Annotated in this window: 29 protein-coding genes; 10 read left to right on the forward strand and 19 right to left on the reverse strand. The window is 65.7% G+C overall.

What is annotated here, in order from left to right:
- The 3 genes from F3H26_RS08730 to lepA form a co-directional block, all read right to left on the reverse strand.
- Nucleotides 1–123: transposase (locus F3H26_RS08730; protein ID WP_394349765.1), on the reverse strand; the 123-nt coding region annotated here is incomplete at its 3' end.
- A gap of 31 nt (nucleotides 124–154) precedes the next feature.
- On the reverse strand, nucleotides 155–598 hold the full coding sequence (locus F3H26_RS08735; RefSeq protein ID WP_149775676.1) for a hypothetical protein: 444 nt from the start codon (nucleotides 596–598) through the stop codon (nucleotides 155–157).
- 84 nt (nucleotides 599–682) lie between these two features.
- The gene (gene lepA, locus F3H26_RS08740; protein ID WP_149775677.1) at nucleotides 683–2,482 is read right to left on the reverse strand and encodes a translation elongation factor 4; all 1,800 of its coding nucleotides are present in this window, start codon (nucleotides 2,480–2,482) and stop codon (nucleotides 683–685) included.
- Nucleotides 2,483–2,630: 148 nt separating this feature from the next.
- Here lepA and F3H26_RS08745 point away from each other — a divergent pair, with 148 nt between their 5' ends.
- The 3 genes from F3H26_RS08745 to F3H26_RS08755 all read left to right on the forward strand — a co-directional run bounded on the left by F3H26_RS08745 (nucleotide 2,631) and on the right by F3H26_RS08755 (nucleotide 5,058).
- Nucleotides 2,631–3,677, forward strand: coding sequence for a Hint domain-containing protein (locus tag F3H26_RS08745; RefSeq protein ID WP_149775678.1), 1,047 nt, complete (start codon nucleotides 2,631–2,633; stop codon nucleotides 3,675–3,677).
- A 44-nt stretch (nucleotides 3,678–3,721) separates the two neighbouring features.
- The gene (locus tag F3H26_RS08750; RefSeq protein WP_149775679.1) at nucleotides 3,722–4,033 is read left to right on the forward strand and encodes a hypothetical protein; all 312 of its coding nucleotides are present in this window, start codon (nucleotides 3,722–3,724) and stop codon (nucleotides 4,031–4,033) included.
- Between the two features lie 71 nt (nucleotides 4,034–4,104).
- A complete protein-coding gene (locus F3H26_RS08755; protein ID WP_149775680.1) occupies nucleotides 4,105–5,058 on the forward strand; it encodes a LysR family transcriptional regulator in 954 nt (317 codons plus the stop codon).
- Here F3H26_RS08755 and F3H26_RS08760 read toward each other — a convergent pair.
- Nucleotides 5,055–5,498 (reverse strand): low molecular weight protein-tyrosine-phosphatase, encoded by a 444-nt coding sequence (locus F3H26_RS08760; RefSeq protein WP_149775681.1) that lies wholly within the window; start codon nucleotides 5,496–5,498, stop codon nucleotides 5,055–5,057. The genes F3H26_RS08755 and F3H26_RS08760 overlap by 4 nt on opposite strands.
- Nucleotides 5,499–5,525: 27 nt before the next feature.
- Here F3H26_RS08760 and F3H26_RS08765 point away from each other — a divergent pair, with 27 nt between their 5' ends.
- Both F3H26_RS08765 and F3H26_RS08770 read left to right on the forward strand, forming a co-directional pair.
- Entirely contained in the window at nucleotides 5,526–6,221 is a 696-nt protein-coding gene (locus tag F3H26_RS08765) for an NAD-dependent deacylase (protein ID WP_149775682.1), read from the forward strand.
- Between the two features lie 52 nt (nucleotides 6,222–6,273).
- Nucleotides 6,274–6,882, forward strand: coding sequence for an HdeD family acid-resistance protein (locus F3H26_RS08770; RefSeq protein WP_149775683.1), 609 nt, complete (start codon nucleotides 6,274–6,276; stop codon nucleotides 6,880–6,882).
- Nucleotides 6,883–6,962: 80 nt separating this feature from the next.
- Here F3H26_RS08770 and F3H26_RS08775 read toward each other — a convergent pair whose 3' ends face one another.
- From F3H26_RS08775 to meaB, 7 genes are all read right to left on the reverse strand, one after another.
- Entirely contained in the window at nucleotides 6,963–7,430 is a 468-nt protein-coding gene (locus tag F3H26_RS08775; RefSeq protein ID WP_149775684.1) for a copper chaperone PCu(A)C, read from the reverse strand.
- Nucleotides 7,431–7,473: 43 nt separating this feature from the next.
- The gene (locus F3H26_RS08780; protein WP_149775794.1) at nucleotides 7,474–7,824 is read right to left on the reverse strand and encodes a hypothetical protein; all 351 of its coding nucleotides are present in this window, start codon (nucleotides 7,822–7,824) and stop codon (nucleotides 7,474–7,476) included.
- Nucleotides 7,825–7,951: 127 nt separating this feature from the next.
- Nucleotides 7,952–8,095 carry a hypothetical protein gene (locus F3H26_RS19445; RefSeq protein WP_188127733.1) on the reverse strand — a complete coding sequence of 48 codons (144 nt, stop codon included), beginning with the start codon at nucleotides 8,093–8,095 and terminating at the stop codon, nucleotides 7,952–7,954.
- A gap of 203 nt (nucleotides 8,096–8,298) precedes the next feature.
- Nucleotides 8,299–8,586 carry a 50S ribosomal protein L28 gene (gene rpmB / locus F3H26_RS08785; RefSeq protein ID WP_040634222.1) on the reverse strand — a complete coding sequence of 96 codons (288 nt, stop codon included), beginning with the start codon at nucleotides 8,584–8,586 and terminating at the stop codon, nucleotides 8,299–8,301.
- A 158-nt stretch (nucleotides 8,587–8,744) separates the two neighbouring features.
- Complete coding sequence (locus tag F3H26_RS08790; protein WP_223162467.1) at nucleotides 8,745–9,737, reverse strand: Hint domain-containing protein; 993 nt, start codon at nucleotides 9,735–9,737, stop codon at nucleotides 8,745–8,747.
- A gap of 29 nt (nucleotides 9,738–9,766) precedes the next feature.
- The gene (locus F3H26_RS19615) at nucleotides 9,767–9,919 is read right to left on the reverse strand and encodes a hypothetical protein (RefSeq protein WP_223162468.1); all 153 of its coding nucleotides are present in this window, start codon (nucleotides 9,917–9,919) and stop codon (nucleotides 9,767–9,769) included.
- 146 nt (nucleotides 9,920–10,065) lie between these two features.
- Nucleotides 10,066–11,043 (reverse strand): methylmalonyl Co-A mutase-associated GTPase MeaB, encoded by a 978-nt coding sequence (gene meaB / locus F3H26_RS08795; protein WP_149775685.1) that lies wholly within the window; start codon nucleotides 11,041–11,043, stop codon nucleotides 10,066–10,068.
- 126 nt (nucleotides 11,044–11,169) lie between these two features.
- Here meaB and hrpB point away from each other — a divergent pair, with 126 nt between their 5' ends.
- On the forward strand, nucleotides 11,170–13,620 hold the full coding sequence (gene hrpB, locus F3H26_RS08800; protein WP_149775686.1) for an ATP-dependent helicase HrpB: 2,451 nt from the start codon (nucleotides 11,170–11,172) through the stop codon (nucleotides 13,618–13,620).
- A gap of 70 nt (nucleotides 13,621–13,690) precedes the next feature.
- On the forward strand, nucleotides 13,691–14,146 hold the full coding sequence (locus F3H26_RS08805) for an NUDIX hydrolase (RefSeq protein WP_149775687.1): 456 nt from the start codon (nucleotides 13,691–13,693) through the stop codon (nucleotides 14,144–14,146).
- Here the strand turns inward: F3H26_RS08805 and F3H26_RS08810 are convergent.
- The 5 genes from F3H26_RS08810 to F3H26_RS08830 form a co-directional block, all read right to left on the reverse strand.
- Nucleotides 14,143–15,138 (reverse strand): 2-dehydropantoate 2-reductase, encoded by a 996-nt coding sequence (locus F3H26_RS08810; RefSeq protein ID WP_149775688.1) that lies wholly within the window; start codon nucleotides 15,136–15,138, stop codon nucleotides 14,143–14,145. The genes F3H26_RS08805 and F3H26_RS08810 overlap by 4 nt on opposite strands.
- A gap of 78 nt (nucleotides 15,139–15,216) precedes the next feature.
- Nucleotides 15,217–16,179: a pirin family protein gene (locus F3H26_RS08815; RefSeq protein WP_149775689.1), complete on the reverse strand. Its 963-nt coding sequence runs from the start codon at nucleotides 16,177–16,179 to the stop codon at nucleotides 15,217–15,219.
- A gap of 102 nt (nucleotides 16,180–16,281) precedes the next feature.
- A complete protein-coding gene (locus F3H26_RS08820; RefSeq protein WP_149775690.1) occupies nucleotides 16,282–17,124 on the reverse strand; it encodes a phytanoyl-CoA dioxygenase family protein in 843 nt (280 codons plus the stop codon).
- 151 nt (nucleotides 17,125–17,275) lie between these two features.
- Nucleotides 17,276–18,202 (reverse strand): ornithine carbamoyltransferase, encoded by a 927-nt coding sequence (argF, locus tag F3H26_RS08825; RefSeq protein WP_149775691.1) that lies wholly within the window; start codon nucleotides 18,200–18,202, stop codon nucleotides 17,276–17,278.
- Between the two features lie 68 nt (nucleotides 18,203–18,270).
- Complete coding sequence (locus F3H26_RS08830) at nucleotides 18,271–19,458, reverse strand: aspartate aminotransferase family protein (protein ID WP_149775692.1); 1,188 nt, start codon at nucleotides 19,456–19,458, stop codon at nucleotides 18,271–18,273.
- A 295-nt stretch (nucleotides 19,459–19,753) separates the two neighbouring features.
- On the opposite strand from F3H26_RS08830, the gene F3H26_RS08835 reads away from it, so the two are divergent.
- Complete coding sequence (locus F3H26_RS08835) at nucleotides 19,754–20,644, forward strand: DMT family transporter (protein ID WP_149775693.1); 891 nt, start codon at nucleotides 19,754–19,756, stop codon at nucleotides 20,642–20,644.
- Here the strand turns inward: F3H26_RS08835 and F3H26_RS08840 are convergent.
- The gene (locus tag F3H26_RS08840) at nucleotides 20,634–21,437 is read right to left on the reverse strand and encodes an ABC transporter permease (RefSeq protein WP_149775694.1); all 804 of its coding nucleotides are present in this window, start codon (nucleotides 21,435–21,437) and stop codon (nucleotides 20,634–20,636) included. The two genes, F3H26_RS08835 and F3H26_RS08840, sit on opposite strands and share 11 nt — an antisense overlap.
- A gap of 126 nt (nucleotides 21,438–21,563) precedes the next feature.
- Between F3H26_RS08840 and F3H26_RS08845 the strand changes: the two genes are divergently transcribed.
- Nucleotides 21,564–22,142 (forward strand): GcrA family cell cycle regulator, encoded by a 579-nt coding sequence (locus F3H26_RS08845; RefSeq protein ID WP_149775695.1) that lies wholly within the window; start codon nucleotides 21,564–21,566, stop codon nucleotides 22,140–22,142.
- A gap of 6 nt (nucleotides 22,143–22,148) precedes the next feature.
- A complete protein-coding gene (locus F3H26_RS08850) occupies nucleotides 22,149–22,793 on the forward strand; it encodes an NUDIX hydrolase (protein ID WP_149775696.1) in 645 nt (214 codons plus the stop codon).
- Between the two features lie 3 nt (nucleotides 22,794–22,796).
- On the opposite strand, the gene F3H26_RS08855 is transcribed toward F3H26_RS08850, so the two are convergent.
- Nucleotides 22,797–23,876 carry a DUF2235 domain-containing protein gene (locus tag F3H26_RS08855; RefSeq protein ID WP_149775697.1) on the reverse strand — a complete coding sequence of 360 codons (1,080 nt, stop codon included), beginning with the start codon at nucleotides 23,874–23,876 and terminating at the stop codon, nucleotides 22,797–22,799.
- Entirely contained in the window at nucleotides 23,854–26,145 is a 2,292-nt protein-coding gene (locus F3H26_RS08860; RefSeq protein WP_149775698.1) for a xanthine dehydrogenase family protein molybdopterin-binding subunit, read from the reverse strand. The genes F3H26_RS08855 and F3H26_RS08860 overlap by 23 nt, the downstream gene beginning before the upstream one ends.
- Nucleotides 26,146–26,188 lie beyond the last annotated feature (43 nt).

The following is a 26,188-nucleotide window of genomic DNA, read 5'->3' on the forward strand; positions in this document are numbered from 1 at the left end:
CTGGTTCGGATGAACGTCAAACTGCGTCGCCAATTCGCTCATCGTTTTGTCGCCCTTCAAAGCTGCCAATGCCACTTTCGCCTTGAATGCAGGGCGGTGGTTCCGCCTCGGTCGTCTTGCCATATTCACTCCTTCGTCCCGGCACGCTGCCGGATCAGGAGCGGAAAATCCACCTAACCCATCTGTTCAGATTTCTCGGACCACCTCTCCCTGACCTGTCAAAAGTTGGATGGGCACATCGATGGCGATCATCCTGAATTCTACCAAGATCAGTCATTTCAAATTCGGATATCAATTCTAAGCGGGTTTTAACCTGACTTAGAATTTCTCTTTCGAATTTCAGCAATGCGGGTATGTCATTCCGGGACTCCGCATTCTCAAGACGCGCGACAATTTCAGAGGCCGCTGCCTCGCCGGAAACCGCGAGTTCCATTATTTTTTCCACCAGATCGAAGAAAACAGCAGACCATGTTGAGATAATTGAAGCTCTTATTGCTCCTGCCTCCAAACAAACAACTGCTTCTTTGATATACTCCCTTACAGTGTCGCTACGACACTCCAAAATGAGCTCATCCAAGTCCCAAAGACGTCGCTGCATGTCCAAACCCTAGTATCGAATGGCAGTCAAATCCACCTAAGGTTGTAGATGATTTATGTAAAGCACCCCCTTGAGAGAAACCGGCTAACTGTCCATCTTCAACGCTGAGATGAACGCCTCCTGCGGGATGTCGACCTTGCCGAACTGGCGCATCTTCTTTTTGCCGGCCTTCTGCTTCTCCAGCAGTTTCCGCTTCCGCGTGGCATCGCCACCATAGCACTTCGCGGTCACGTCCTTGCGCAGGGCCGAGAGGGTCTCGCGGGCGATGACCTTGCCGCCTATGGCCGCCTGGATCGGGATCTTGAACATGTGGCGCGGGATCAGCTCTTTCAGCTTTTCGCACATGGCGCGGCCGCGGGTCTCGGCGCGGTCGCGGTGGACCATGACCGACAGCGCGTCCACCGGCTCGTCATTCACCAGGATCGACATCTTGACCAGGTTGTCCTGCCGGTAGCCGGTCATCTGGTAGTCGAAGCTGGCATAGCCCTTGGTCACCGATTTCAGGCGGTCGTAGAAGTCGAAGACGACCTCGTTCAGCGGCAGGTCATAGACGACCATCGCGCGGCTGCCCGCATAGGTCAGGTCCATCTGGATGCCGCGGCGGTCCTGGCAGAGTTTCAGCACGTCGCCCAGGTATTCGTCGGGCACGAGGATGGTGGCCTTGATGCGCGGCTCTTCCAGGTGGTCGACCTTGGACATGTCGGGCATGTCGGCGGGGTTGTGCAGCTCGATCATCTCGCCGTCTTTCATGTAGACGTGATAGATCACCGACGGCGCGGTGGTGATGAGCTCGATATCGTATTCGCGTTCGATGCGGTCGCGGATGACCTCGAGGTGCAGAAGGCCCAGGAAGCCGCAGCGGAAGCCAAAGCCCAGCGCGGCCGAGGTTTCCATCTCGAAAGAGAAGCTGGCGTCGTTCAGGGCCAGTTTCTCGATCGCGTCGCGCAGGTCTTCGAATTCGGCGCTGTCCACGGGGAAGAGGCCGCAGAACACCACCGGCTGCGCGGGTTTGAAGCCCGGCAGCGGTTCCTCGCAGCCGTTGCGGTCGTTGGTGATGGTGTCGCCGACGCGGGTGTCGCGCACCTGCTTGATCGAGGCGGTGAGGAAGCCGATCTCGCCCGGGCCGAGCTGGTCGACCATCTGCATCTCGGGGCGGAAGACGCCGACGCGGTCGACATGGTGCAGGGTGCCGTTCGACATGAACTTGACCCGCATCCCCTTTTTCAGAACGCCATCCATGATGCGGACCAGGACGATCACGCCGAGGTAGGAATCGTACCAGCTGTCCACCAGCATCGCCTTGAGCGGCGCGTCGCGTTCGCCCTTGGGTGCGGGCAGCTTGTGCACGATCGCCTCGAGCGTCTCATGAATCCCCTGCCCCGTCTTGGCGGAAACCTGGATGGCGTCGGTGGCGTCGATGCCGATCACGTCCTCGATCTGTTCGGCGACGCGGTCGCAGTCCGAGGCCGGCAGGTCGATCTTGTTCAGCACCGGCACGATCTCGTGATCCGCGTCGATGGCCTGATAGACGTTGGCCAGGGTCTGCGCCTCGACCCCTTGCGTCGAGTCCACCACCAGCAGAGAACCTTCGACCGCGCGCATGGAGCGGCTGACCTCGTAGGCGAAGTCGACGTGGCCGGGGGTGTCGATCAGGTTCAGCACGTACTGCTCGCCATTGTCGGCGGTATAGTCGATGCGGACCGTGTTGGCCTTGATGGTGATGCCGCGTTCGCGCTCGATATCCATGCTGTCGAGCAGCTGTTCCTTCATGTCGCGATCCTGCACCGTCCCGGTCTCTTGGATGAGCCGGTCGGCAAGGGTGGATTTGCCATGGTCGATATGCGCGACGATGGAGAAATTGCGGATATGAGCGAGGTCAGTCATGAAGGGGGATATGTCCGCAGATTGCCACCTCGTCAAGCGGGGAAGCGCAAGGTACAAGGGGTCAGCGGCGACTTTGGCAACAGGCGTTTACCGGTTGTTGGGACCGGCAGGCGAAGCTGCGGCACGGGGCGAGGCGTAAAGGCAGGACATGGCAGACTATTCGATCTACGTTTTGGGCGAGTCGCAGTTGACCATCTCGGGCGGCGAACAGTTGGACGGCATCACCCAGGGGGACGGCTCGCACCTGGTGGGGCAGACGATCACCTTCAACACGGTCAACCCGACCGAAGTGTTCATCTCCGACGCTGGCGCCGACACCGATTTCCGCGACAATGACGGCAACCAGCGACTGAACGGCGACCAGACCATCGACGGGACGCCGTTCGCAAGCGGCGCCCGGGTCGAGGCCGAATACGGCATCACCCTGACCGACGGCACCAATACCTGGCAGGCGGTCGGATTCAACGTGAACAACTCCTCGCCCAGCTATGCCACGGTCGAGGGGTTGGCCTTCATCGGCGGACCCGGTAGCTTTCCGCCCGCGGGCGTCCCGCTGACGGTGATCAGCGCCCAGGAAGGCCCCAATTTCGATTCAAGCGCCTATGTCACCCCGATCTGTTATGCGCCCGGCACCCTGATCGAGACCCAGCACGGACCGGTCGCAGTAGAAGACCTTGCGATCGGGGACCGCGTCTGGACGTTGGCCAATGGGTTTCAGCCGGTGCGGTGGGTCGGCCGGCAGAGCGTGATCGCCGCCGGACGGTTCCGCATGGTGACGATACCGGCGGGAACACTGGGCAACACGGCTCCGCTGTGCGTATCGCAGCAGCACCGGCTTCTGGTTGCGCATCCGTCGGTTGAGTTGCTGTTCGGGATGGATCAGGTTTTCGTACCGGCCATCAGCCTTGTCGACGCGGGGGCCGCTGTGCTGTCGCCGGCCCTTACGGTGACGTATCACCATTTCATGCTGGACCGGCACGCCATCGTACGCGCCAATGGCGCACTTTCCGAAAGCCTGCTGGTATCGGCGGCGCAATCGGGCACACCGGACGCGCTGTTCTTTCCCGAATTGCAGCGGGCGCGGCCGATGCCCATCGCCCAGCCGGCCCTGACCCGGCGCGAAGGCGCGATGCTGATGCACGAGATGATGCGTGTTGATCGGGATCGAGGTTTGATTCATACTGCGCGCAGCTGAGAGAGGCGCAAGACCTCTCCGGGCAGGCAAAGCGAGGCATGAGCATGAAACACTTCCTCTTGATTGCGTTCTGCGCGTCCACGCTGACGGCGGTGACACCCGCCGTTGCGGATGCGGCGCAGATCAAACGGGCCTGTCTGGCGTCGGACCGCGCCGCCGCGACACGGCAGCGATGCAGATGTATCCAGAGCGTGGCCGACCAGGTTCTGACCCGCCGCGACCAGAAGACCGTCGCCAAATGGTTCACCGACCCGAACCAGGCGCAGGAAATCAAGATGTCGAAAAGCGCCCGCGACGATGCCTTGTGGGAACGGTATCAGGCCTTTGGGCAGGTCGCGCAGGCCAGCTGCAGCTAGGTGGGCAACGGGCCAGAGCTTGACCTGACCTGCGCCGAACCGCAGGAATGGCGCAGCGAAAGGTGTGTTGCATGGGAATGAAGGGGCTGACCCTGCGTGGGCTGGAAGTGTTCGCGGCCCTGGCGCGGACCGGGTCGGTGGCGCAGGCCGCCGAGACCACGGGGCTGAGCCAGCCGTCGGTCAGCCAGCAGTTGCGCAATCTGGAAAAGGCGTTGGGCACCGATCTGGTCGATCACGGCCGCCGCCCGATGCGCCTGACGCCCGCCGGGCGCAGCTTTCTGGCCCGGGCCGAGGCGGTCCTGGCCGAGCTGCAGATGGCTCAAAGCGAGCTTTCGGTCATGGACCTGGGCCACTTGACCACCCTGTCGATCGGGCTGATCGACGATTTCGACAATGACCTGACCCCGCGCCTGGCCACGCTGCTGGCCGAGCGTCTGACCCGGTCGCGGTTCAAGCTGATCACCCTGTCCAGCCTGGACCTGTTCCGCGCGCTCGAGGACCAGAGCCTGCACATGGCCGTATCGGCCCACAGCGGCGAGGTTCTGGAGGACGTGGTCGAATATCCGCTGGTGCAGGACCCGTTCATCCTTGTGGCACCCCAGGGCAGCGCTGTGGACGAGGCAGCGCTGCGATCCCTGCCGTTTCTGCGCTATGCGCGCGAACAATTGATCAGCCGCCAGATCGAAAGCCATCTGTCCCGCGCGCAGCTGGAGTTCGAGGACCGGTTCGAGATCGGCTCGCACCTGGCGCTGATGGCGATGGTCGCGCGCGGGCTGGGCTGGGCGATCACCACGCCGCTGGGCTACATGCGGGCCGCCCGGTTCCATGACGGGCTCGAGGTGCACCCCGCCCCGTTCGGCGCGGCTTCGCGCAGGATTTCCCTGTTCACCCGATCGGACTGGTCCGATCAAGTCCCGCGCGAGGTGGCCGGCATGACCCGCCACCTGATGCAGAGCCAGATGATCGACCCTTGCCTGACCCGTCTGCCCTGGCTGTCCGGGCAGTTCAGGGTGATCGGCGGTTAGGCGTCCAGATACGCGATCAGCCCGTCGATGGCGGTTTCGATCAGATCCAGCGCGCCATCGAAGTCGCGCGTATAGTACGGATCGGGCACATGATCGGCGCCGGTCTGGGCCGCGAAATCGGTCAACAGGCGCACGGGGGTCGCGTTTCCCGCCGGGCGGAGCGCTTCGATCTTGGCGATGTTGCCGTCATCCATCCCGACGATCAGGTCGAACCGGTCGAAATCGGCGGCGATGAACTGTCGCGCGCGCAGGTCGCTCAGGTCCAGCCCACGGGCACGGGCTGCGCGCTGCATCGGGCCGTAGGGCGGCTCGCCCACATGCCAGTCCGAGGTGCCGGCGCTGTCGGCGGCGTGGTGGTGTGCGCGGGCGCGGAAAACGCCCTCGGCGGCGGGCGAGCGGCAGATATTGCCGAGGCAGACAAACAGGATACGCTGTGACATGACTCGGGTGTAGCGCGCGGAGGGCGGATGGAAAAGATCGTGATTCTGACCGGGGCCGGGATTTCGGCCGAAAGCGGGCTGGGCACCTTTCGCGACGAGGGCGGGCTGTGGGCGCAACACCGGATCGAGGACGTGGCCACCCCCGAGGGCTTTGCCCGCGACCCCGCGCTGGTTCACGCCTTCTACAACGCGCGAAGGGTGCAGGCGGCGCAGGCGCAGCCGAACGCGGCCCACCGGGCCCTGGCCCGGCTGCAGCGCGACTGGCCCGGTGAGGTGGTGATCGTGACGCAGAACGTGGATGGCCTGCACGAAGCCGGGGGCGCGTCGGGCGTGATCCACATGCACGGCACGCTGGCGGGCGCGCTCTGCGCGGCCTGTGGCCACCGCTGGCCCGCCCCGGCCGAAATGGCGGTGGATGAACCCTGCCCCGCCTGCGCCGGTCCGACCGCGCGACCCGATATCGTCTGGTTCGGCGAAGTGCCGTATTCCATGGATCAGATCTATGGTCACCTTGCGCAGGCCGATATCTTTGCGGCCATCGGCACCTCGGGACAGGTCTACCCTGCCGCCGCCTTCGTGCACGAGGCCATCGCCGCCGGTGCGCGAACGGTCGAGCTGAACCTGGAGCCCTCGGCCGGCGTCTCCAGTTTCGACGAGACCCTGTTCGGACCGGCAACGCAGGTGGTGCCGCGCTGGGTTGATCTGCTGTTGGGTCAGAGGTGACTTGAGGCCGCCTCGCGGGCTATGCTGAACGAAACCAGACAGGGAGTTTGCAATGACCGATCCGGACAGACCGCAGGGCGAGATCCTTGATGACGGCGCGCTGGATGGGCGCGCGGCGCTTGGGGAAACCCTGGCCGACCTGTGGTGGACATTCCTGTTGCGCGGTTTGCTGGCGGGGCCGGTTGGCATCGCGGCGCTGTTCTGGCCCACCGGCAGCATCGCGCTGCTGCTGCGGCTGGTGGGTGTTCTGCTGATCCTCGATGGCGGGCTGACGCTGCTGGGCTTTGGCCGGCGCGGGCTGATCGGTGGCGCGGGTATCGGCGCTGTGCTGATCGGGCTGGTCCTGCTGATCTGGCCCGAGGGCACCGCCAGGCTGGCATTCTTCCTGCTGGGGGCCTGGGCGCTGATCATCGGCATCGGGTCGCTGATGTCGCTGGGTCAGATGCACCCGCTGGACCCCGAACGAGCCACGGTGCGCAACTCGGGCCTTGTTGCGCTGGTTATAGGGCTGGTGCTGATCTTCTGGCCCGGCAGCGGGCTGGTCGCCCTGGGATGGGCCATCTCCTTTTCCGCGCTGGCCTTTGCCGCGGTCATGCTGTTCATGGCGGCCCGGCTCAAGCGCGCAGGCGATCGGGTGACGATCCGCACCGTCAACAGGTAGGTCCGACGCGAACAGGCCGGGCATCGCCCGGCCTGACGCATGGATGACGGCCGCAGCGCGGCCCGAAGACAGGCGTGCCGTCAGTGCGAATGTTTCATGTGACCGTCCTGGCGCTCGAGATCGACAGGGATCTCGATCTGCACCTCGCCGGCCTGCTCGAACACCAGCGTGACCGGAATTTTCGCACCCTGCTCGAACGGCTTTTTGATCCCCATGAACATCACGTGGTCGCCGCCACGCTGCAGCATGTGGGCTTCTCCGGCCGGGATGGCAAAGCCTTCCTCGACCTGCATCATCTTGGCGACGCCGTTCTCGTCGATCTTGTGCGTGTGCAGCTCGACCCGCGCGGCGACCTCCGACTGGGCTGAAACCAACCGGTCATCGGTGTCGCCGGTGTTCTTGATCATCATGAATGCCGCACCGGCCTTGGCGTTCATGCCCGAGGACCGGGCATAGGCATCCTCGACCGAGATGATGCTGTCGGCAAAAGCGGCGGTAGACAGGACGGCAGCGGCCAAAGTGGCCAGAAAGGTGGGTTGGAAGCGCATTGGGCCTCTCCTTGAAACGTGTCTGAATGTTCTGGAAACGGTTTCAGACGCGAACCGGAGGCCCCCTTGCCGGTTGACCGTGGACCCGCGCGACCACCAGATTCGATGTTTCGCGCGGCGGGTCGGGTTGAACCCGATCGGGCGCCGAAGAATGCGGTGGTTGGTCTGCAAACACTGCCCCCAGAAGGTTCAGCGCATAGTCGGGACAATAATGCGACGCCTTCGTCGGCTGGCCGTTTTCGTCCATATAGACCACGACCGGCCCGGTGCCCGTACACAGAACCATCTGCCCCACGGCCCTGTCCATGCCGCGCGAGGCGGCAACGCCCTGAGCCATCAGTGCAAGCAGCACCGAAAGGGCATATGGCAGGAAGATACGGAATGCGCGGGTCATCTTGCGCCAGATATAGGCCCCGTCACGGAAAATTGGCAACCGGATTGGGGCCCCTGAGACAGTTTGGCGCCCCCGGAAAAAAACGGGGCGGCCAAATGGGCTGCCCCGTATCAAGTTGTCAGGAGGATCAGGAGAAATCGCGGTCGTCGCGCTGTGCCTTCAGTCCGGTGTGCAGGCGATTCACCCGCCGCTGCATCCGAGCGCAGATGGACACCGACTCGACCAGAACTGTCGAAAGGACTGAAAGAAAGTAGGAGGTTTTTGCAGACATTTCATCGCTCCGCCGCTGTAATATGTACATACTTAAAGCAACTCTCTTGCAACGTATGTGAACAATGTCACCGATTGACGTGAGATTGTTTTGCATCAACGGCAATCACCTGCGAAGGCCTCGATCTGCTCAGGGATAGCTTGCGCACGAAAAACCCCCGCGCGGTTGGGCACGGGGGTCGAAATTCGGTCTTGCGGGGAAAATCAGGCCGAGGCTTGTGCCTTGGCGATTTCCTTCTTCACTTTCAGCGCGTTCGGCGACAGATCCTCGTCCTTGGCCTTGGCCAGGAAGGCGTCCAGACCACCGCGGTGATCGACCGAGCGCAGGGCAGCCGCTGAGATTCGCAGCTTGACGCCGCGGCCCAGGGTTTCCGACTGCAGGGTCACGTCGTTCAGGTTGGGCAGAAAACGACGCTTGGTTTTGTTGTTGGCGTGGCTGACATTGTTGCCAGTCATCGGGCCTTTTCCGGTCAGTTCGCAACGGCGCGACATGGTTTCATCCTTTGTTTCTGGTGGGCCGGGCAGCCGCCCGCAGCCAAATCACAAGGGGCGCAACCCGAAGTCGCGCCCGAAAACTGGTTGGATGCGTTTAGTGGGAATCGCTTCAAGGGTCAAGACGGGTAGCGCGAAATCTTTGCGCCCCCGTCCGGTCATGTCCCTGCACCCCAATTTTCGGCCAGCAACGGCTTTGCGTTGCGCAGGTGCCGCGCGATCAAGCGGGCCTGCTGGCGCCCGCGTGGAATGGTGCGGGCCGGGTTCGACACCTGGACCCCGCCCGCCAGTTGCGGAAAGATGGCGAGGATCTCTTCACGCGCTTCCGCGCCCAGCGACCGCAGCGCCTCGGGGCCGGTGAACAGGCTTTCGGTCGGCGCGCCCTCTGCGAACACGATTCGGTGCTGGTCGAACAGCAAGTGGAAATACTCTACCCCCGGCACGGCGTCATCGACGAAGATGCCGGGCAGCGCCGTCAGCTTGATGGCGGGGATCAACACCTGATCCTGCCCGAACATGCGCCGCGCGATGGGCGACTGGACCAGCATCCGGTGCTGCCGAGACACCAGAAGATCGCGCGCAGGCAGCCCGGCCCCAAGCGCACCGGCAACAATCCGCACCGGGGCCAGCCTGGGGTTTGCGCGGATCTCGGCCGCGCTGAACGCGCGACATCCGATCCAGCGGATCGGCTGGTCGCCGCCCGAATCGGTCCGAACAAGTTGCCCTGGGCGCAGGTTCTGGATGGGCACCGGGCCATGCGGTGTCAGGAGGCGCACGCCACGGGTGAAGCAGGGGACGCCGGATCCGTTTTCGAACTGCGAATAGGTGATCGTCTGGCCGGATGGCAGGGCAAAGGTTCCGCTGGTCAGCGAGTAGCTGGCGCCGTCGACGACAGTGAACGTGCCAAAGCTGCTGTCGGTGACGACCGTCCCGGCCGGCAGGTTGAGCGTATCGGTGCCCGACCCGCCCCGGATGTCGCCGGATACCGAGGTCGCCTGCAAGGTCAGCGTATCGTTGCCAGTGCCAAGTCGGATGTTGCCGATGGTCGAGCCTTGCACCGTCACGGTGTCGTCATCGCGGCCGGCATTCAGCCGGCCGCCGATGGTGCTGTTGACGATCGTCAGCGTATCGATTCCGGCATTGCCGCGCACCGAACCGGAAATGGTGCTGTTGCTGACGGTTACGACATCCTGTTGCTGACGGTTACGACATCATTGCCGCCACGGGCTCGGATGTCGTTGATCGGGCTGCCCTGCGGAGCACCGTTCAGGGTACCGCTGTCATTGGAGACATCGATACTATCATTGCCCGTCGTCCCGTTGATATTGGGCATGGTCGGCCCGTCCCGTCGCGTTTGCCCGCCCCGCATGGGAGGTATGACGCCCTGTCCAATGCAGCCGGCCGGCCTCGGTTTTCGCATTCAGGCTACATGACAACGCGCGGTCGCACAAAGCTTTCGTTGCCGTGCCCACAGGGCGCCTAGATCTGCGCAAGCGCCTGCAGCATCCGTTCAGCCGCGGCCGAAGGGCTGAGCCGCCCCGCCCCGACCTCGGCACCCAGGTGGTCCATCTCGGACCGGGCCTGCGGGGCCTCCAGCTTGGCCAGCAGCGCGTGGCGCACCTCCTGGTCGAACCAGTAGCGGGCCTGTTCGGCGCGGTTGGCGTCCCAATGGCCATTCTGTTTGCGCCAATCGGCCAGGGCCTGCATCTCGGCCCAGGCCTGGTCCAGGCCGTGTTCCTCGACCGCTGAAACGGTCATCGCCTTGGGAAAGCCCTCGGGGTCCTGCGGGCGTTTGCGCAGCAGGCGCAGCGCCCCGGCATAATCGGCGCAGGTGCGGGTGGCGGTGGCTTTCAGGTCGCCGTCGGCCTTGTTCACAAGGATCATGTCGGCCATCTCCATGATGCCGCGCTTGACGCCCTGCAATTCATCCCCGCCGGCCGGGGCCAGCAGCAGCAGGAACAGGTCGGACATTTCCGACACCACGGTCTCCGATTGGCCCACGCCCACCGTTTCGATCAGCACCACGTCGAACCCGGCCGCCTCGCACAGGGCGATGGCCTCGCGCGTGCGACGGGCGACGCCGCCCAGATGGCTCTGGCTGGGCGAGGGGCGGATGAAGGCGTTCGGCTCGCGGCTGAGGCGTTCCATCCGGGTCTTGTCGCCCAGGATCGAGCCGCCCGACCGGGCCGAGCTGGGATCGACCGCCAAAACCGCCACCCGCAGCCCCTGCCCGATCAGCATCATGCCGAAGCTTTCGATGAAGGTGGATTTGCCCACCCCCGGCGTTCCCGACAACCCGATGCGCAGCGCCTGCCGCCCGGCACCCGACAGCGCCTCGAGCAGCTGCGTCGTCTGGGCGCGGTGATCGGCGCGGGTGCTTTCGACAAGGGTGATCGCGCGGGCCAGCGCCCGGCGGTCGCCTTTGAGGATCCTGTCGGCAAGCTCGGTTGTGGTCATGGGCGGGGTCCTTCGTCGAAATCTGCCCTAGATGACGGGGATGGGCCGGGTTTGTCCAGTACCGCCGCGCGCGGGATTTGACGCAGGCGTTCTGGACCTTGGCCGGGGCTTTGGCGATAAGGCGGCATGACCCGCCTACCGATCGACGATGCCCTGCCCGACCTGATCGCCGCGCTGCGCAAGCGCGGCCGCGCCGTGCTGCAGGCCCCGCCCGGCGCCGGCAAGACCACGCGCGTGCCGCTTGCGATGCGCGACGCCGGCCTGTGCGACGGGCGGATCGTGATGCTGGAACCGCGGCGGCTGGCCGCCCGCGCCGCCGCCGAACGCATGGCCGAGACACTGGGCGAACGCGCGGGCCAGACCGTCGGCTATCGCGTGCGGGGCGAGGCGAAAGTGTCGAAAACCACCCGGATCGAGGTGGTGACCGAAGGCATCCTGACCCGGACGCTGCAATCCGAACCCGACCTGCCCGGTGTTGGGGCGGTGATCTTCGACGAATTCCACGAACGCTCTCTGAACGCCGATCTGGGGCTGGCCCTGTGCCTTGAAGTCGCGGGCGCGCTGCGCGGCGACCTGATCCTGCTGGCGATGTCGGCCACGCTGGATGCCGATCCGGTTGCCCGGTTGATGGACGCGCCGCTGGTGACATCCGAGGGGCGCAGTTTCCCGGTTGAGACCCGCTGGCTGGACCGCCCGCTGGGTCCGCAGGCGCGGCGGCTGGACGCGCTGGTCGATCTGGTGGTTCAGGCCGAGCGCGAGACCCGCGCCACTGGCGGCGGCATTCTGGTGTTCCTGCCCGGCGAGGGCGAGATCCGCCGGGCCGAGGCCGCGCTGGCCGGGCGGCTGCCCGGCGATTGCGCGATCCGGCCCTTGTTCGGCGCCCTGCCCTTTGCCGCCCAGCGCGCCGCCCTTGCGCCGGCCGAGACCGGGCGCAAGGTGGTGCTGGCCACCTCGATCGCCGAGACCTCGCTGACCATTCCCGACATCCGGGTGGTAGTGGACATGGGCCAGGCCCGCCGCGCGCGGTTCGATCCGGGCTCGGGCATGTCGCGACTGGTGACCGAGCGCGTCACCCGCGCCGAGGCGACCCAGCGCGCGGGCCGCGCGGGCCGCGTGGCCGAAGGGCTGTGCTATCGCCTGTGGTCGAAGGGTGAGGAAGGCGCCCTGCCCGCCTTTCCACCCGCCGAGATCGAGGCCGCCGACCTGACCGGACTTGCGCTGGAACTGGCCCTGTGGGGGGCCGAGCCGCAGGATCTGGCCTTTCTGACACCCCCGCCCGAAGGCGCGCTGGCCGAGGCGTGCGCGCTGCTGCGGATGCTGGGCGCGCTGGACGGCAAGGGCCGGATCACCGACCATGGCCGCGCACTGGCTGGTCTGCCGCTGCATCCGAGGTTGGGGCACATGCTGGTCACGGCCGGCGCGCAGGCCGCCCCGCTTGCCGCCCTGATGGCAGAGCGCGACCCGTTGAAGGGCGCACCGGTGGACCTGTCGCTGCGGCTCGAGGCGCTACGCGATCCGCGCGCCTATCAGCGCAACCGGGTCTGGCCCGCCAATCCCGGCGTTCTGGACCGGATCCGGTCCGAGGCGAAACGGCTGCGCGGCCAGATCAAGACCGAAGGCGACCCGCTGAGCCCGGCGGCGATGGCCGCGCTGGCCTATCCCGACCGGGTCGGCCAGCGGCGAAAGGGCGACGCGCCGCGCTATGTGCTGTCGGGCGGCAAGGGGGTCGTGATGGACCCCGGCGACCCGCTGGCCGCGGCGCCGTATCTGGTGGCCATCGATACGGACGGCAACCCGCGCGAGGCCCGGCTGCGCATGGCCGCGCAGATCTCCGAGGCCGAGATCCGGGCGTTGTTCGCCGACCAGATCGAATGGGTCGAGACCTGCGCCTGGTCGAAGCGGGACCGTCGGGTGGTGGCCCGGCGGCAGGAACGGTTCGGCGCACTGGTGCTGGATGACCGCATCTGGAAGGACGTGCCCGACGAGTCCGTGGCTCGCGCGATGCTGGACGGCGTGCGCGATCTGGGCCTGCGGCTTGAGGGCAAGGCCGCGCGACTGGCCGCGCGGGTCGAGCTGGTGCGGGCGGCGGGCGTCGACCTGCCCGATTTCTCGGAAAACGGGCTGATGGACACGCTCGAGGACTGGCTGCTGCCGATGCTGACCGGCGTGCGCAGCGCCGAGGATTGGAAGCGGTTCGACCTGCTGCCCGCTCTTCAGGCGCGGCTGAGTTGGGACCAGATGCAGGAACTGGACCGCCGCGCGCCCCCGGCCTTCGTCACGCCGCTGGGGCGCAAGGTCCCGATCGACTATGGCAAGGCGGTGCCCGAGATCGCCGTTCGCCTGCAGGAGATGTTCGGGGTCACCCAGCACCCGATGGTGGGCGGCGAGCCGCTGAAGATCACCCTTCTGTCCCCCGCGCAACGCCCGATCCAGATCACCCGCGACCTGCCGGGGTTCTGGGCCGGGTCCTATGCCGATGTGCGCAAGGACATGCGCGCGCAATATCCCAAGCACCCCTGGCCCGAGGACCCGACCCAGGCCGACCCGACCCTGCGGGCCAAACGCAGGGGTGCTTGAATACCGCCTGTCAGATTGATATCTCTCGCCGTTTGGAAGGCAGAACAACAAAAAACGGCAGGCACCCGCAATGACATGGCTGCACAAATTCTGGGAGGGGGTCTTGAAACCCCTGTTTCAGCGTCCGCGCCTCGTGCAGTTCGCGGCGCTGTGTACCCGTGGCGATGGCCCCGATACGCAGGTGCTGCTGGTCACCAGCCGCGACACCGGGCGGTGGATCATCCCCAAGGGCTGGCCGATTGACGGGCTGAACGGGGCCGAGGCGGCGGCGCAGGAGGCCTGGGAAGAGGCCGGGGTGCGCAACGCCGAGGTCGATCCAGAGCCGGTCGGCAGCTATTGCTACGGCAAGGTCCGCAAAAGCGGCGCGATCGATCCAGTCTGCACCACGGTCTATCGGCTGCGGGTCACCGACCTGGCCGATGAATTTCCCGAAATGCACGAACGCACCCGCGAGTGGGTCTCGCCGCAAGAGGCGTCCGAACGCGTGCATGAACCAGAGCTGAAAAAGCTGCTGTTGCGGATCTAACCGCCGGCACCGATCAGCCCTGCCCGGATCTGATCGGGGGTCAGCGGACCGGTCTCGCCCCGCGTGATCAACGCTGCCACCCGGTCGCAGATCGGGGTCGGCGTGCCGGTTTCGCGGCCCAGGCGAATGATCTCGCCCTGCAGGCTGTCGATTTCGGTCGGACGACCGGCATCCAGATCATAAGCCATCGAGGTGCGCGCGGCGGGGTCGATCGTCAGCATCCGCGCCGCGATGCGCGAAAACAGCGGCGTTGGCAAGCGCAGGATATGTGGCGTCATCCAGGCCGGCAGCGGCGTGGTCGAGGCCACGGGGCGCCCGGAGGCGGCCAGAACCGCCAGCGCCTCGGCCATCTGGTCGGCCATCAGACGGCGCCAGTCGCGGTTCAAAAGCTGCTCGCGTAGCGTCAGACCCGACAGCGCGTTCAGCGCGTTGTTGAGGTTGATGACCAGCTTGCCCCATTGCACCGCCTCGATCCCGTCGGTTTCGGTGACGGGCAGATCGGGCGAGGACAGGCGGCGCGCCAGCGCGCCGGGGCCGGCCCGGATCACGATGTCGCCGGATGTCGCGCGATGCCAAGTGGCCGGACCGGCAGGCACCACGTTGAACGGCACCATCCCGGCGCGCACGTCCCGCCCGGGCAGCGCGGCGCGCAGCGTGCGCGCGTTTTCCATCCCGTTCTGCCACGAAATGACCGAGGCCGCGGCCGGGGCGTGCGCGGCGATCAGGCGGGCCATCTCGGCGGTGGCGCCGGTTTTCACCGTGACCAGAACCAGATCGGCGTCGGACAGGCAGGCAGGGTTTTCAGACAGGATCAGACGGTCGGCGGGGATCGTTTTGCGCAGGCCCGAATAGTCGGTCGCGGTCAGCCCGTTCTGCCGGATCGGATCCAGCACCCGCGCCCGGCCCAGCAGCGTAACGTCATGCCCGGCATCGGCCAACAGCCCCCCGCAATAGCATCCGATGCTGCCCGCGCCCGCGATCACCAGTTTCATGCCGTCCCCTTCCGATTTGCCGCCAAGGATCGCCGGGATCCCTTGGGCGGGCAAGCGGGGCGAGCGCTGACGTGACGTTCAGCGCGCGCGCCGGGGTTTGGTGCGTTCCAGTTCCGGGGTGATCGGAATGAACTCATCTTCATCCCCCGGCGGCAGGTGGAAGGCGCCGTTGGCCCAATCGGCGGATTTCCATTCGCGGATCGCCGTTTCGATCTTGTCCTTCGAAGACGACACGAAGTTCCACCAGATATACCGTTCCTCGTTCATCGTGGCTCCGCCCAGCAGCATCAGCCGCGCCCCCGCCGGCCCAGCGGTCACCGACAGGCGGTCACCCGGGCGGAAGACCATCATGCGGCCTTCCTCGAACCGGTCACCCGCGATCTCGACCGAGTCCTGGGTGACGTAGACGCCCCGATCCTCGTGATCGTCGGGCAGCGGAAACGCGGCGCCGGGGTCCAGTTGCACGTCCAGATAGAAGGTTTCCGACAGCATCGAGACCGGGCTGGTTTCCCCATAGGCCGAGCCGAGGATCAGCCGGGCGCTGACACCGGCATCCTGAATATGCGGCAGCGCGGCCTGCTTGTGATGTTCGAAATCGGGGGCCATGTCTTCGTGCGCTTCGGGCAGCGCGATCCAGGTCTGGATTCCGAACAGGCTGTGCCGCTTGGCGCGGGTTTCGGCGCTGGTGCGTTCGGAATGGGTGACGCCGCGGCCCGCGACCATCCAGTTGACCTCGCCGGGATAGATCATCTGATGGGTGCCGAGGCTGTCGCGATGTTCAAATTCGCCCTGGTACAGGTAGGTGACCGTACCCAGCCCGATATGCGGATGCGGGCGTACGTCGATGCCGCCATCAGTGATGAACTCGGCCGGTCCCATCTGGTCGAAGAAGATGAAGGGCCCCACCAACTGGCGCTTGACCGAGGGCAGCGCGCGGCGCACCTCGAACCCGCCCAGATCGCGGGCGCGCGGGATGATCAGGGTTTCAAGCGCCGAACCTTCGCTGACGCATTCGGGGCTGTGGGTGGGGTTCCAGCTCATGTCGGCCTCCAATCCGGGGCAATGGGATGTTCACCTTTGCCAAACTAGCGCAAAATATCAGCGGACAAAGTGCATCTGCGCACAGACAGGCTGCGGCCCGGATCAGCCCTGTGGGCGGGGCCAGAGCTGCGGGAAAAACGGGCCGGCGATCCGGTCGCCCTCGGCATAGCCAGCGGCCTCAAATCGCGCCCGCTCCTCCTTTGCCCAATCGCCGCGATACCGGATCACCCCGTCCGGCCCGGTCATGCGCAGGGTGAAACGGCGCAAGGTTTCCGTGGGCGTGACCGAGGACAGCCCCCCGTGCAGCGTGCGCATATCGAAATAGATGCAGTCGCCCAACTCCATATCCCATTGCAGCAGGTCATAGGCGCCGGGATCGGCATTCACGTCCGGTGGCGGGTGATAGGTGCGGCCTGCAACCTGCGTGGGTTCATAGCCGGGGTGCCCGTCGGCGAAACGCACCCGCATGAACAGCTTGTCCCACAGGTGCGAGCCGCGCAAGAAGGCGATCCCGTTGTCTTTGCTGACCGGCTCAAGCGGCAGCCACAGCACGCACATCGAGCCTTCGAAATCGAAATAGGACAGGTCCTGATGGAATGGCGGTCGCGAGGTCGATCCGGCCTCGCGCAGGAACCAGTTGTCCATCACCAGATTGATCGGCGCGGCGCCCAGCAATTCGGACGCGATCGGCGCACAGGGCGAGTTGCGGACGAATTCCTCGAACTGGGGGATCTTGCTCCAGGCCCAGTAATCCTCGAGATAGGCCGGCGCGTCCGGGTCCTTGGTGTGGCGGGTGAAGTTCTCGGTCGGGGTTTGCAGATCGGCGTCGATGCCCACGCGCAGCATCTCCAGCCAGTCCGCGCTGAATTTCTGGCGCAGCACCACCGCGCCGTCGCGGCGGTAGGCGGCGATTTCATCCTTTGTCAGCAGGCTGGCATCCGTCATCGCAATCCCCCTTTTGGCGTACAAGGAAAAGGATCGCACCCGGATGGTACAGGCGTCAAAGATTTTGACGCCCGACACCCGCGCTGTCGGCTCTGCCGAATGCGCGCGTTACGACGCGCGCCCGCCTGGAGGTCTGGCAGTCGCGCCGGCTTCAGACCCCCAGACACCAGCGCATCACCGCCTTCTGCGCGTGCAGGCGGTTTTCGGCCTCGTCGAAGATCACCGAGTTCGGCCCGTCCATCACCTCGGAGGTCGCTTCCTCTTCGCGGTGGGCGGGCAGGCAGTGCATGAACAGGGCGTCGGGCTTGGCGTGGGACATGAGCTCCGCGTTGACCTGATAGGGCCGCAGCAGGTTGTGCCGGCGTTCCTTCGCGGATTGGGAATCATGCATCGAAACCCAGGTGTCGGCCACCACCAGATCGGCGCCTTCGACGGCCTTGTAAGGGTCGCGTTCGATCACGATCTTCGAGCCCTTCTGGCGGGCAAAGCCCATGAACTCTTCCTCGGGGTCGAACTGGGCGGGGCCGGTAAAGGTCAGGTCGAAACCGAACTGACCCGCCGCATGCAGGAACGAGGCGCAGACATTGTTGCCGTCACCCGTCCAAACCACCTTTTTGCCGGCGATGGGGCCGCGGTGTTCCTCATAGGTCAGCACGTCGGCCATGATCTGGCAGGGATGGGTGCGGTCGGTCAAGCCGTTGATCACCGGCACGTCCGAGTATTCGGCCATCTCGGTCAGGATGGTTTCGTCGAAGGTGCGGATCATGATCATGTCGACATAGCGCGACAGCACGCGGGCGGTGTCGGCGATGGTCTCGCCATGGCCCAGCTGCATGTCCTTGCCCGACAGCACCATGGTCTGCCCCCCCATCTGGCGCACGCCCACATCGAAGGACACGCGGGTCCGGGTCGAGGGCTTTTCGAAGATCAGCGCCACCATGCGGCCGGCCAGCGGCTGTTCATCGTCGGGTGCGGCCTTTGGGCGGCCCAACCGGGCCTGCTTCATCGCGCCGGCCTGGTCGATCATCGACCGCAGCGCGGCGGCGTCGGTTTTGTGGATATCAAGGAAATGGTTCATGTCGGTTCGCTTTTTCACTGTCGGTTGCCGGGGGGCGTCGCCCCCGGCGCATTCGGGAATAGGGGGCGTCAGGCCGAGGCGAGTTGGCCTTGAACCTGCCGGGCGGCTTTCTCGAGGCGGATCTGGGCCTGGGCGATGTCATCCTCGGTCAGGGTCAGCGGCGGCAGCAGACGGATCACGTTGTCGGCCGCGGGCACGGTGATGACTTCGTTGTCATAACCGGCCGCGACCACGTCAGCGTTGGGCGCCCTGCATTTCAGGCCCAGCATCAGACCGGATCCGCGGACCTCTTCGAACACCTCAGGGTGATCGGCGACAAGGCCCTCGAGCTTTTGGCGCAGCAGCCCCGCCTTGCGGTTGACGCCGTCCAGGAAGGCCGGGGTTGCCACATGGTCCAGAACCGCGCAGCCCACCGCGCAGCCCAGCGGGTTGCCGCCGTAGGTCGACCCATGGGTGCCCGCGGTCATGCCGCTGGCGGCCGCTTCGGTGGCCAGCACCGCACCCAACGGGAAGCCCCCGCCGATGCCCTTGGCCACCATCATGATGTCGGGTGTGATGCCCGCCCATTCATGGGCAAAGAGTTTCCCGGTCCGGCCGACGCCGCATTGCACCTCGTCTAGGATCAGCAGCAGGCCGTTGTCGTCGCAGATCTGGCGCAGGGCCTTGAGCTCGACATCGGGGACGGGGCGGATGCCGCCCTCGCCCTGGATCGGCTCGATCATGATCGCGGCGGTCTTGTCGCTGATCGCGTTGGTCACGCCGTCCAGATCGCCGAAGGCGACATGCACGAACCCGGGCAGAAGCGGGCCGAACCCCTTGGTCATCTTCTCGGACCCGGCAGCGGCGATGCCCGCCGAAGAACGCCCGTGGAAAGACCCGTCGAACGTGATGATCTCGACCTTGTCCGGCTGGCCCTGGTCGTAGAAATGCTTGCGCGCCATCTTGACCGCCAATTCGCAGGACTCGGTACCCGAATTGGTGAAGAACACCGTGTCGGCGAAGGTCAGATCCACCAGCCTGTCGGCCAGCGCCTGCTGCTGCGGGATCTGGTACAGGTTCGACACGTGCCACAGCGCATGCGCCTGCTCGGTCAGGGCATTGACCAGGGCCGGGTGGGCATGGCCCAGCGCGTTCACCGCGATCCCCGCGCCCAGGTCAAGGAAACGTCGGCCGTCTGCCTCGGTCAGCCAGGCGCCTTCGCCCTTCACGAAGGTCAGCGGAGCACGGTTGTAGGTCGGCAGAACGGACGGGATCATCGGATCATCCTTTTTGGAAAACTTGAACCCAGTGACTGAAACACTGAGACCGGGTTCGTCAACAGATTTGGTGAGAGATGCGCGGATTTGGGTCGCGCGCGCAGGATCAAACGGGCCGGTTACGCGGTGATGCGTCGGCGTCGGAGCGGCAGGATATGCACGGGTTTGATCATGGGCGCCCGTATAGCGGGACCGCCACGATGTGAAAAGCCGAAATCTCGACGACAATTGAATTTGTTGGAACCGCGGGCGTTTGGGGCTTGTCATTCGGGCCGCGCTGCCGCACCGCTGGTCCATGTTCACGCCCAAGGCTCACAACCCGGCATTGGCCGCCGGTCTGATCTTTTGCGCCAGCGCCTTCATTGCGGGCACCACGCTGCTGGCCAAGGCGCTGGGTACCGATGCGCTGGGTCCGCCGCTGCATCCGCTGCAGATCAGCCACGGGCGGTTCCTGTTCGCTTTCGTCGCGATCGCGGCCACCGTCGCGGTGCTGCGCCCTCGGCTGCGGCGACCGCATTGGGGGCTGCATCTGGGCCGCACCAGTTTCGGCTGGGCGGGGATTTCGCTGATGTTCGCCTCGGTCGCATATATCCCGATCGCCGATGCCACCGCGATTTCCTTCCTGAACCCGGTATTCGCGATGGTGCTGGCCATCCCGCTGCTGAAAGAGGGCGTCGGCCCCTGGCGCTGGCTGGCCGCGGTGGTGGCGCTGGCGGGCGCGCTGATCCTGTTGCGTCCGACGCCTGCAAGCTTTCAGCCGGCCGCCCTGCTGGCGCTGGGTGCGGCGGCCGTGATCGGGATGGAACTGATCTTCATCAAGAAACTGTCGGGCCGCGAGGCGCCGATCCAGATCCTGATGGTGAACAACGCGATGGGGGTGACCATCGCCACGGTCGCGGTTCTGGCGGTCTGGGCACCGCCTGCGCCCGCGCAATGGGCGGCGCTGGCTGGGATCGGGGTGTTGATGGCCTGTGCGCAGGCCTGTTTCGTCAACGGCATGGCGCGGGCCGATGCCTCGTTCGTGGCGCCGATCAGCTATGCCACGCTGATCTTTGCGGGCCTGTACGATTTTGCTGTGTTCGACGTGATCCCGGATGCGGTCAGCGTGACCGGGTCGGCCATCATCCTGACCGGAGCGCTGATCCTGGTGTGGCGCGAGGGGCGGGCGCGGCGGGTCAGGCCTTGAGCCGATAGCCCGTGCGCAGCATCTGCCAGGTCACCGCACAGACGGCCAGCGTGGCCCCGCCGCAGACGGCCAGCCCCAGCAGCGGCGAACTGTCCGACACGCCGATCATCCCGAACCGCAGCCCGTCGATCAGGTAGAACACCGGGTTGGCATGGCTGAGGCGGTTCAGCAGCGGCGGCAGCGCCTCGACCGAGTAGAAGGTGCCCGACAGAAAGGCCAGCGGGGTGACGATGAAGTTGGTGATGGCTGCCATCTGGTCGAACTTGTTGGCGAAGATGCCGGCAAACAGGCCCAGACCGCCCATGAAGGCAGCGCCCAGCACCACGAAGGCCAGCGCGATCAGCGGATGCGCCGGCACCAGCCCCAGCACCAGCGCCAAGGCCGCGGCCACGACCAGCGCGATCAGCACGCCCCGCGCGATGCCGCCCGCCAGATAGCCCAGCAGGATTTCGAGCGGAGACAGCGGCGGCATCAGGGTATCGACGATGTTGCCCTGAACCTTCGCGATCACCATCGAGGACGAAGTGTTGGCAAAGGCGTTCTGGATCACCGTCATCATCATGATCCCCGGCGCCAGGAAGGTCAGGAAGGGCACGCCCATCACATCCGGCCGCCCCGGGCCGACGGCGATGTTGAAGATCAGCAGGAACAGCCCCGCCGTGACCAGAGGCGCCAGCAGGGTCTGTGTCCAGACCGCAAGAAAGCGCAGGGTTTCGCGCTGGGCCAGTGTCCACAGCCCCATCCAGTTGACCGCTCCGAAACGGCGCATGTCCTGATCCGCGAGATTCTGCATTCCTGCCCCCAATCTGATTCGATGACCGCTTGTAACTCGGCCCGCAGTGATTAGAATAGGGCGCTGAGACGAATTCCGAAGGCGGCCCGTGACCGAGGCCGCTTTCCCGCTTTTGAAAGGCTACCCATGTCCTGGACAGATGAGCGCGTTGAACTGCTCAAGAAAATGTGGGGCGAAGGCCAGTCGGCCAGCCAGATCGCCAAGGAACTGGGCGGGGTCACCCGCAATGCGGTGATCGGCAAGGTCCATCGCCTGGGCCTGTCGAACCGGACCGCCGGTGCCGCACCGGCCAAGGCCGAGCCCAAGGAAAAACCGGCCACCGCGCCCAAGGCCGAGGCCAAGCCCAAACCCGCCCCCAAGACCGAGCCGGCCCGCCCCGCAGCCGCCGCGCCGGCCGCCGAGGCGAAACCGGCCACGCCGCCGCGCCGCCAGATCATTCCGGCCGGCCAGCCGCTGCCGCCGCAGCCTTCGGCCAATGAAATCAGCCCCGAGGCGCTGGCCAAGGTCAACGAGGTCGAGAAAAAGGCCAAGAAGCTGACCCTGATGGAACTGACCGAGAAGACCTGCAAATGGCCCGTGGGCGATCCGGCCACGGATGATTTCTGGTTCTGCGGTCTGCCGGCCGAGCCGGGCAAACCCTATTGCGAGGCGCATGTGGGTGTCGCCTTCCAACCCATGAGCGCGCGCCGCGACCGGCGGCGGTGACGCTCGGTGCGCCAGGATCCGACCGCGACAGAGGATACCTGGCTGGCACGGGCCAAACGGTTGTTGGCGCTGGCCGAAACCGGCCAGCATTTTACCACCGACCCGTTCGACCGCGGACGTTATGACGAGATCGCCGGCATGGCGCGCGCCATGCTGGCCGATCTGGGCCGGGTGCCCGTGTCGCGGATCGAGGGGCTGATCCCGCCCCATGCAGGCGGCTACGCCACCCCCAGCATCGATATCCGAGGTGCCGTGATCCGGAACGGCAGCATCCTTTTGGTGCGCGAGCGCAGCGACGCGATGTGGGCCATGCCGGGCGGGTTTGCCGATATCGGCAGTTCTCCGGCGGAAAACATCGAGCGCGAGGTCTTTGAGGAAGCCGGGCTGCAGGTCAGCGCGCGCAGCCTGTACGCCCTGCGCCACAAAGTGCGGCACCCCTATCCGGCGGATGCCCGCGATTTCTACAAACTGTTTTTCCTGTGCGATCCCGTAGCCGGGACCGAACCGCAGCCGGGCGCCGAAACCAGCGATGCGGGCTATTTCGCGCCCGATGCGCTGCCCGCCCTCTCGCAGGTGCGCAACCTCGAGGCCGACATCCACGCCGCCTTTGACGCACATCGCCGCGCACCCAGTCCGGCGATGTTCGACTGAAACCTACTGTGCGGGGTGCGAATGCGGCCCAACCGGCAGATGCACCCATTTGGGCAGCTCGTCGGGTGATACCGAGACATGCAACCGTTCCGACGGGTCCTGCCCGACCACGCGGTGGCGGCGCAGCAGAAAGATCTTGCCCCATCCGCGCCAGGTGCCGACCGAGGGCGCGTGCGGATCGGTGGGAAACCGGCTGCGCCAGCCCTCGGGCAGCGGCAGACCGTGCAGCTCGGCCTTGTCCAGCATCCACACCAGCGAGATATTGGCCAGCGGCCGCGCCGGTTCGAACCCGCTGAGTTGTCCGCCCACGTCGCCGTGGGTGCCACGGAACCACACCTGTTCGACATGGCCTTTGAAGTCGGCTGTGTCCTGCCACAGGACCGGGGTGAACACTTCGCGCGTCTCATCCAGCGCCAGCGCGTGATAGCCGTTTCGGGTTGCCTGCCCCAGATGGTGATGGTGGAAGGCGTGCCGCTCTTCGGCCAGGCGCCACAGCAGCGGCAGCCGCAGGCCCAGCGCCTTGACCGTGTCCCAGACGCCGATCATCTCGATCTCGACGCCGTCATGGCAATAAAGCCGCCGGAAATCCTGTGCGGCCTTGCCGTGTGGGTTGTTTTCGTAGTGGCGGTAGGCCTGTTTGATGTTGCGCTCGGTCGCGTGTTCGGGGCGCAGCAGACCGATCATGTCAATCACGCCTGCCAGGCTGCGCACCCCGTAGGCCCCGCGCGAGTACCCCATCAGATAGATCCGGTCGCCCGGCTTGTAGCGAGAGGCCAGATAGCCGTAGGCCCTGCGGATCTGCCGGTTGATACCGCGCCCCATCATCACGTCGAGCGTGGATTTCCAGCTGTCCCACTGCACCCCGCCTTCGTAGAATACAGACACCCGGGCACCCATCTCGCGGCACATCCGATAGGTCAGGCCAGCATGGGTTTCCCGGCCGGGTTCCAGCGTGGACATGGTACCATCAAGGATGATGACATGGCTGATCGGCTCGCGGTGACGCGTTTCAGCCGAATGTTCCGACCGCAGCGGGCGGCCGAGCCATCCGAGGAGCTTTCTACCGATCCACTTCAACTGCATCCGACAGCATTTCCCAAACCCTGCGAGGTGTGAAAGGCATGTCCGCCTGCCGCACCCCGTGATCCCACAGCGCGTCCTGCACCGCATTCGCCACAGCCGCCAATGCGCCCACCGTGCCTGCCTCGCCACAGCCTTTCATGCCCATCGGGTTGGCCGTGGACGGAACCGGCGCCGAGGTAAACCTGATCATCGGCAGGTCGGCCGCGCGGGGCAAGGCATAGTCCATGAAGGTGGCCGTCAGCAGTTGCCCTTCGGCATCATGCACAACGTGTTCGCACAGCGCCTGGCCGATACCCTGCGCCACCCCGCCATGCACCTGGCCCTCGGCCAGCATCGGGTTGATGAGATTGCCGAAATCATCGACGACCGTATAGCGGTCGACAACCGTGGTGCCGGTCTCGGGGTCGATCACCACTTCGGCCACATGGGCGCCGTTGGGATAGCTGCGCGCCTCGAGCCGCGTGCGGGCCTCGTGCTGCAGCAGGTCGGTGCGGCCGTCCGCGCGGGCCATCTCGGCCGCTTCGATCAGCGTGGGCGTCAGGTTCGACCCCGGCGCGCGAAAGGTTTCATGGTCGAAGGTCACATCGCTTTCCTCGACTCCCATCTTGCCCGCCAGATAGGGCGTGAATGCGGCAATCATCCGGTCAATCGTGACCAGCGTCGCCGCGCTTTGCACCGTGACCGAGCGCGACCCACCGGTGCCGCCACCCTGCGCCATGCGGTCGCTGTCACCCTGCACGACCCGGATCCGGTCGGCCGGAATCCCCGTCTGATCCGACAGGAACTGGGCATAGACCGTTTCATGCCCCTGTCCGTTCGATTGCGTCCCGACATAAAGGTTCACGGTTCCGTCCTGACAAAATTCGACTTTTGCGCCTTCGGAAGGGTCACCCAGAATGCTTTCGATATAGTAACAAAGCCCCTGCCCCCGGATCAGGCCGCGTTCGGCGTCGACGGCCTTGCGCGCGGCGAAACCGGCGGTCTGTTCGGCGGCGCGGGACAGGACCATTCCGAAATCACCCACGTCATAGGTTTCACCGGTGGCCGAGACATAGGGAAACGCCTCGGGCCGGATGAAGTTGCGGCGGCGCAGTTCCCACGGGTCGACGCCCAGCTCGCGCGCGGCGCGGTCCATCGCGCGTTCCAGCACATAGATCGCCTCGGGGCGGCCGGCCCCGCGATAGGCGTCGACCTGGGTGGTGTTGGTATAGAACCCCTCGACCCGCAGATGGGTGTTCTGCACGTCATAGACGCCGGGCAGCACGCATTTGAACAGGTTGGTCTGGATCGCCTGGCCGAAATGGCTGTTGTACGCGCCCAGGTTGCAGCGGCTGTGGACCCGATAGGCGGTGATGCGAAGATCCGCGTCAAAGGCCAGCTCGGCCAGCGAGGTCAGGTCGCGCCCGTGATGGTCGGACAGCATCGCCTCGGTCCGGTCCGACATCCAGTGCACGGGCTGGCCCAGTTGCATTGCCGCCACCGCGACCGAGAAATATTCGGGATACGGCATCGCCTTTATGCCGAACCCGCCGCCCACGTCGGGCGTGGTGACATGAACGGCCTGCGGGTCCAGCCGCAGCTTGTCGGCCAGCTGCGCCTTCATCCCCCAGACACCCTGCCCGCCATAGCTGAAATGCAGCCGCCCGTCGGACCAGACCGCATTGCAGCCGCGCGGCTCGATCGAGTTCACGATCACCCGGTTGTCGGCCACTTGCAGCGACACGACATGAGCGGCGGCGTCAAAGGCGGCCTGGGTTGCGGCCTCGTCGCCCACGGCCCAGTCAAAGGCGCGGTTGTCGGGGGCCTCGGGGTGCAGCGGCTCGCCACCCGGCGCGAGGTCCAGCTTGGCGGGGCGGTCGGCGGTGTCCATCCAGATCAGCTCGGCGGCGTCGCGGGCCTGCGCCGGGGTTTCGGCCACGACCATCGCCACCGGCTCGCCGACAAAGCGCACCCGGTCGCGGGCCAGCATGTGGCGCGGCGGATTGGCGGCGCGGGTGCCGTCGCGGTTGACAAGGATCGTGGCGCTCAGCACCGGGTCGATTCCGGCGGCGATCAGGTCATCGATGGTCAGCACCAGCCGCACGCCGGGCGCGGCGCGGGCGGCGTCGAGGTCCAGCCCGGTGATGTCGCCATGCGCCACCGGGCTGCGGAAGAACACCGCATGCAGCGCGCCGGGTGGCACCGTATCGTCCATGTAGCGGCCTTGCCCGGTCAGGAACCGCTGATCCTCGGTCCGGGTGACCGGTTGGCTCTTGCCGAACTTTTCCATGACGCGCCCCTTTCGCTGCCTCAGACCGCGACCCTAGCCGTGA

The organism is Ruegeria intermedia (assembly GCF_900129345.1).
Taxonomy (GTDB): Bacteria; Pseudomonadota; Alphaproteobacteria; order Rhodobacterales; family Rhodobacteraceae; genus Ruegeria; species Ruegeria intermedia.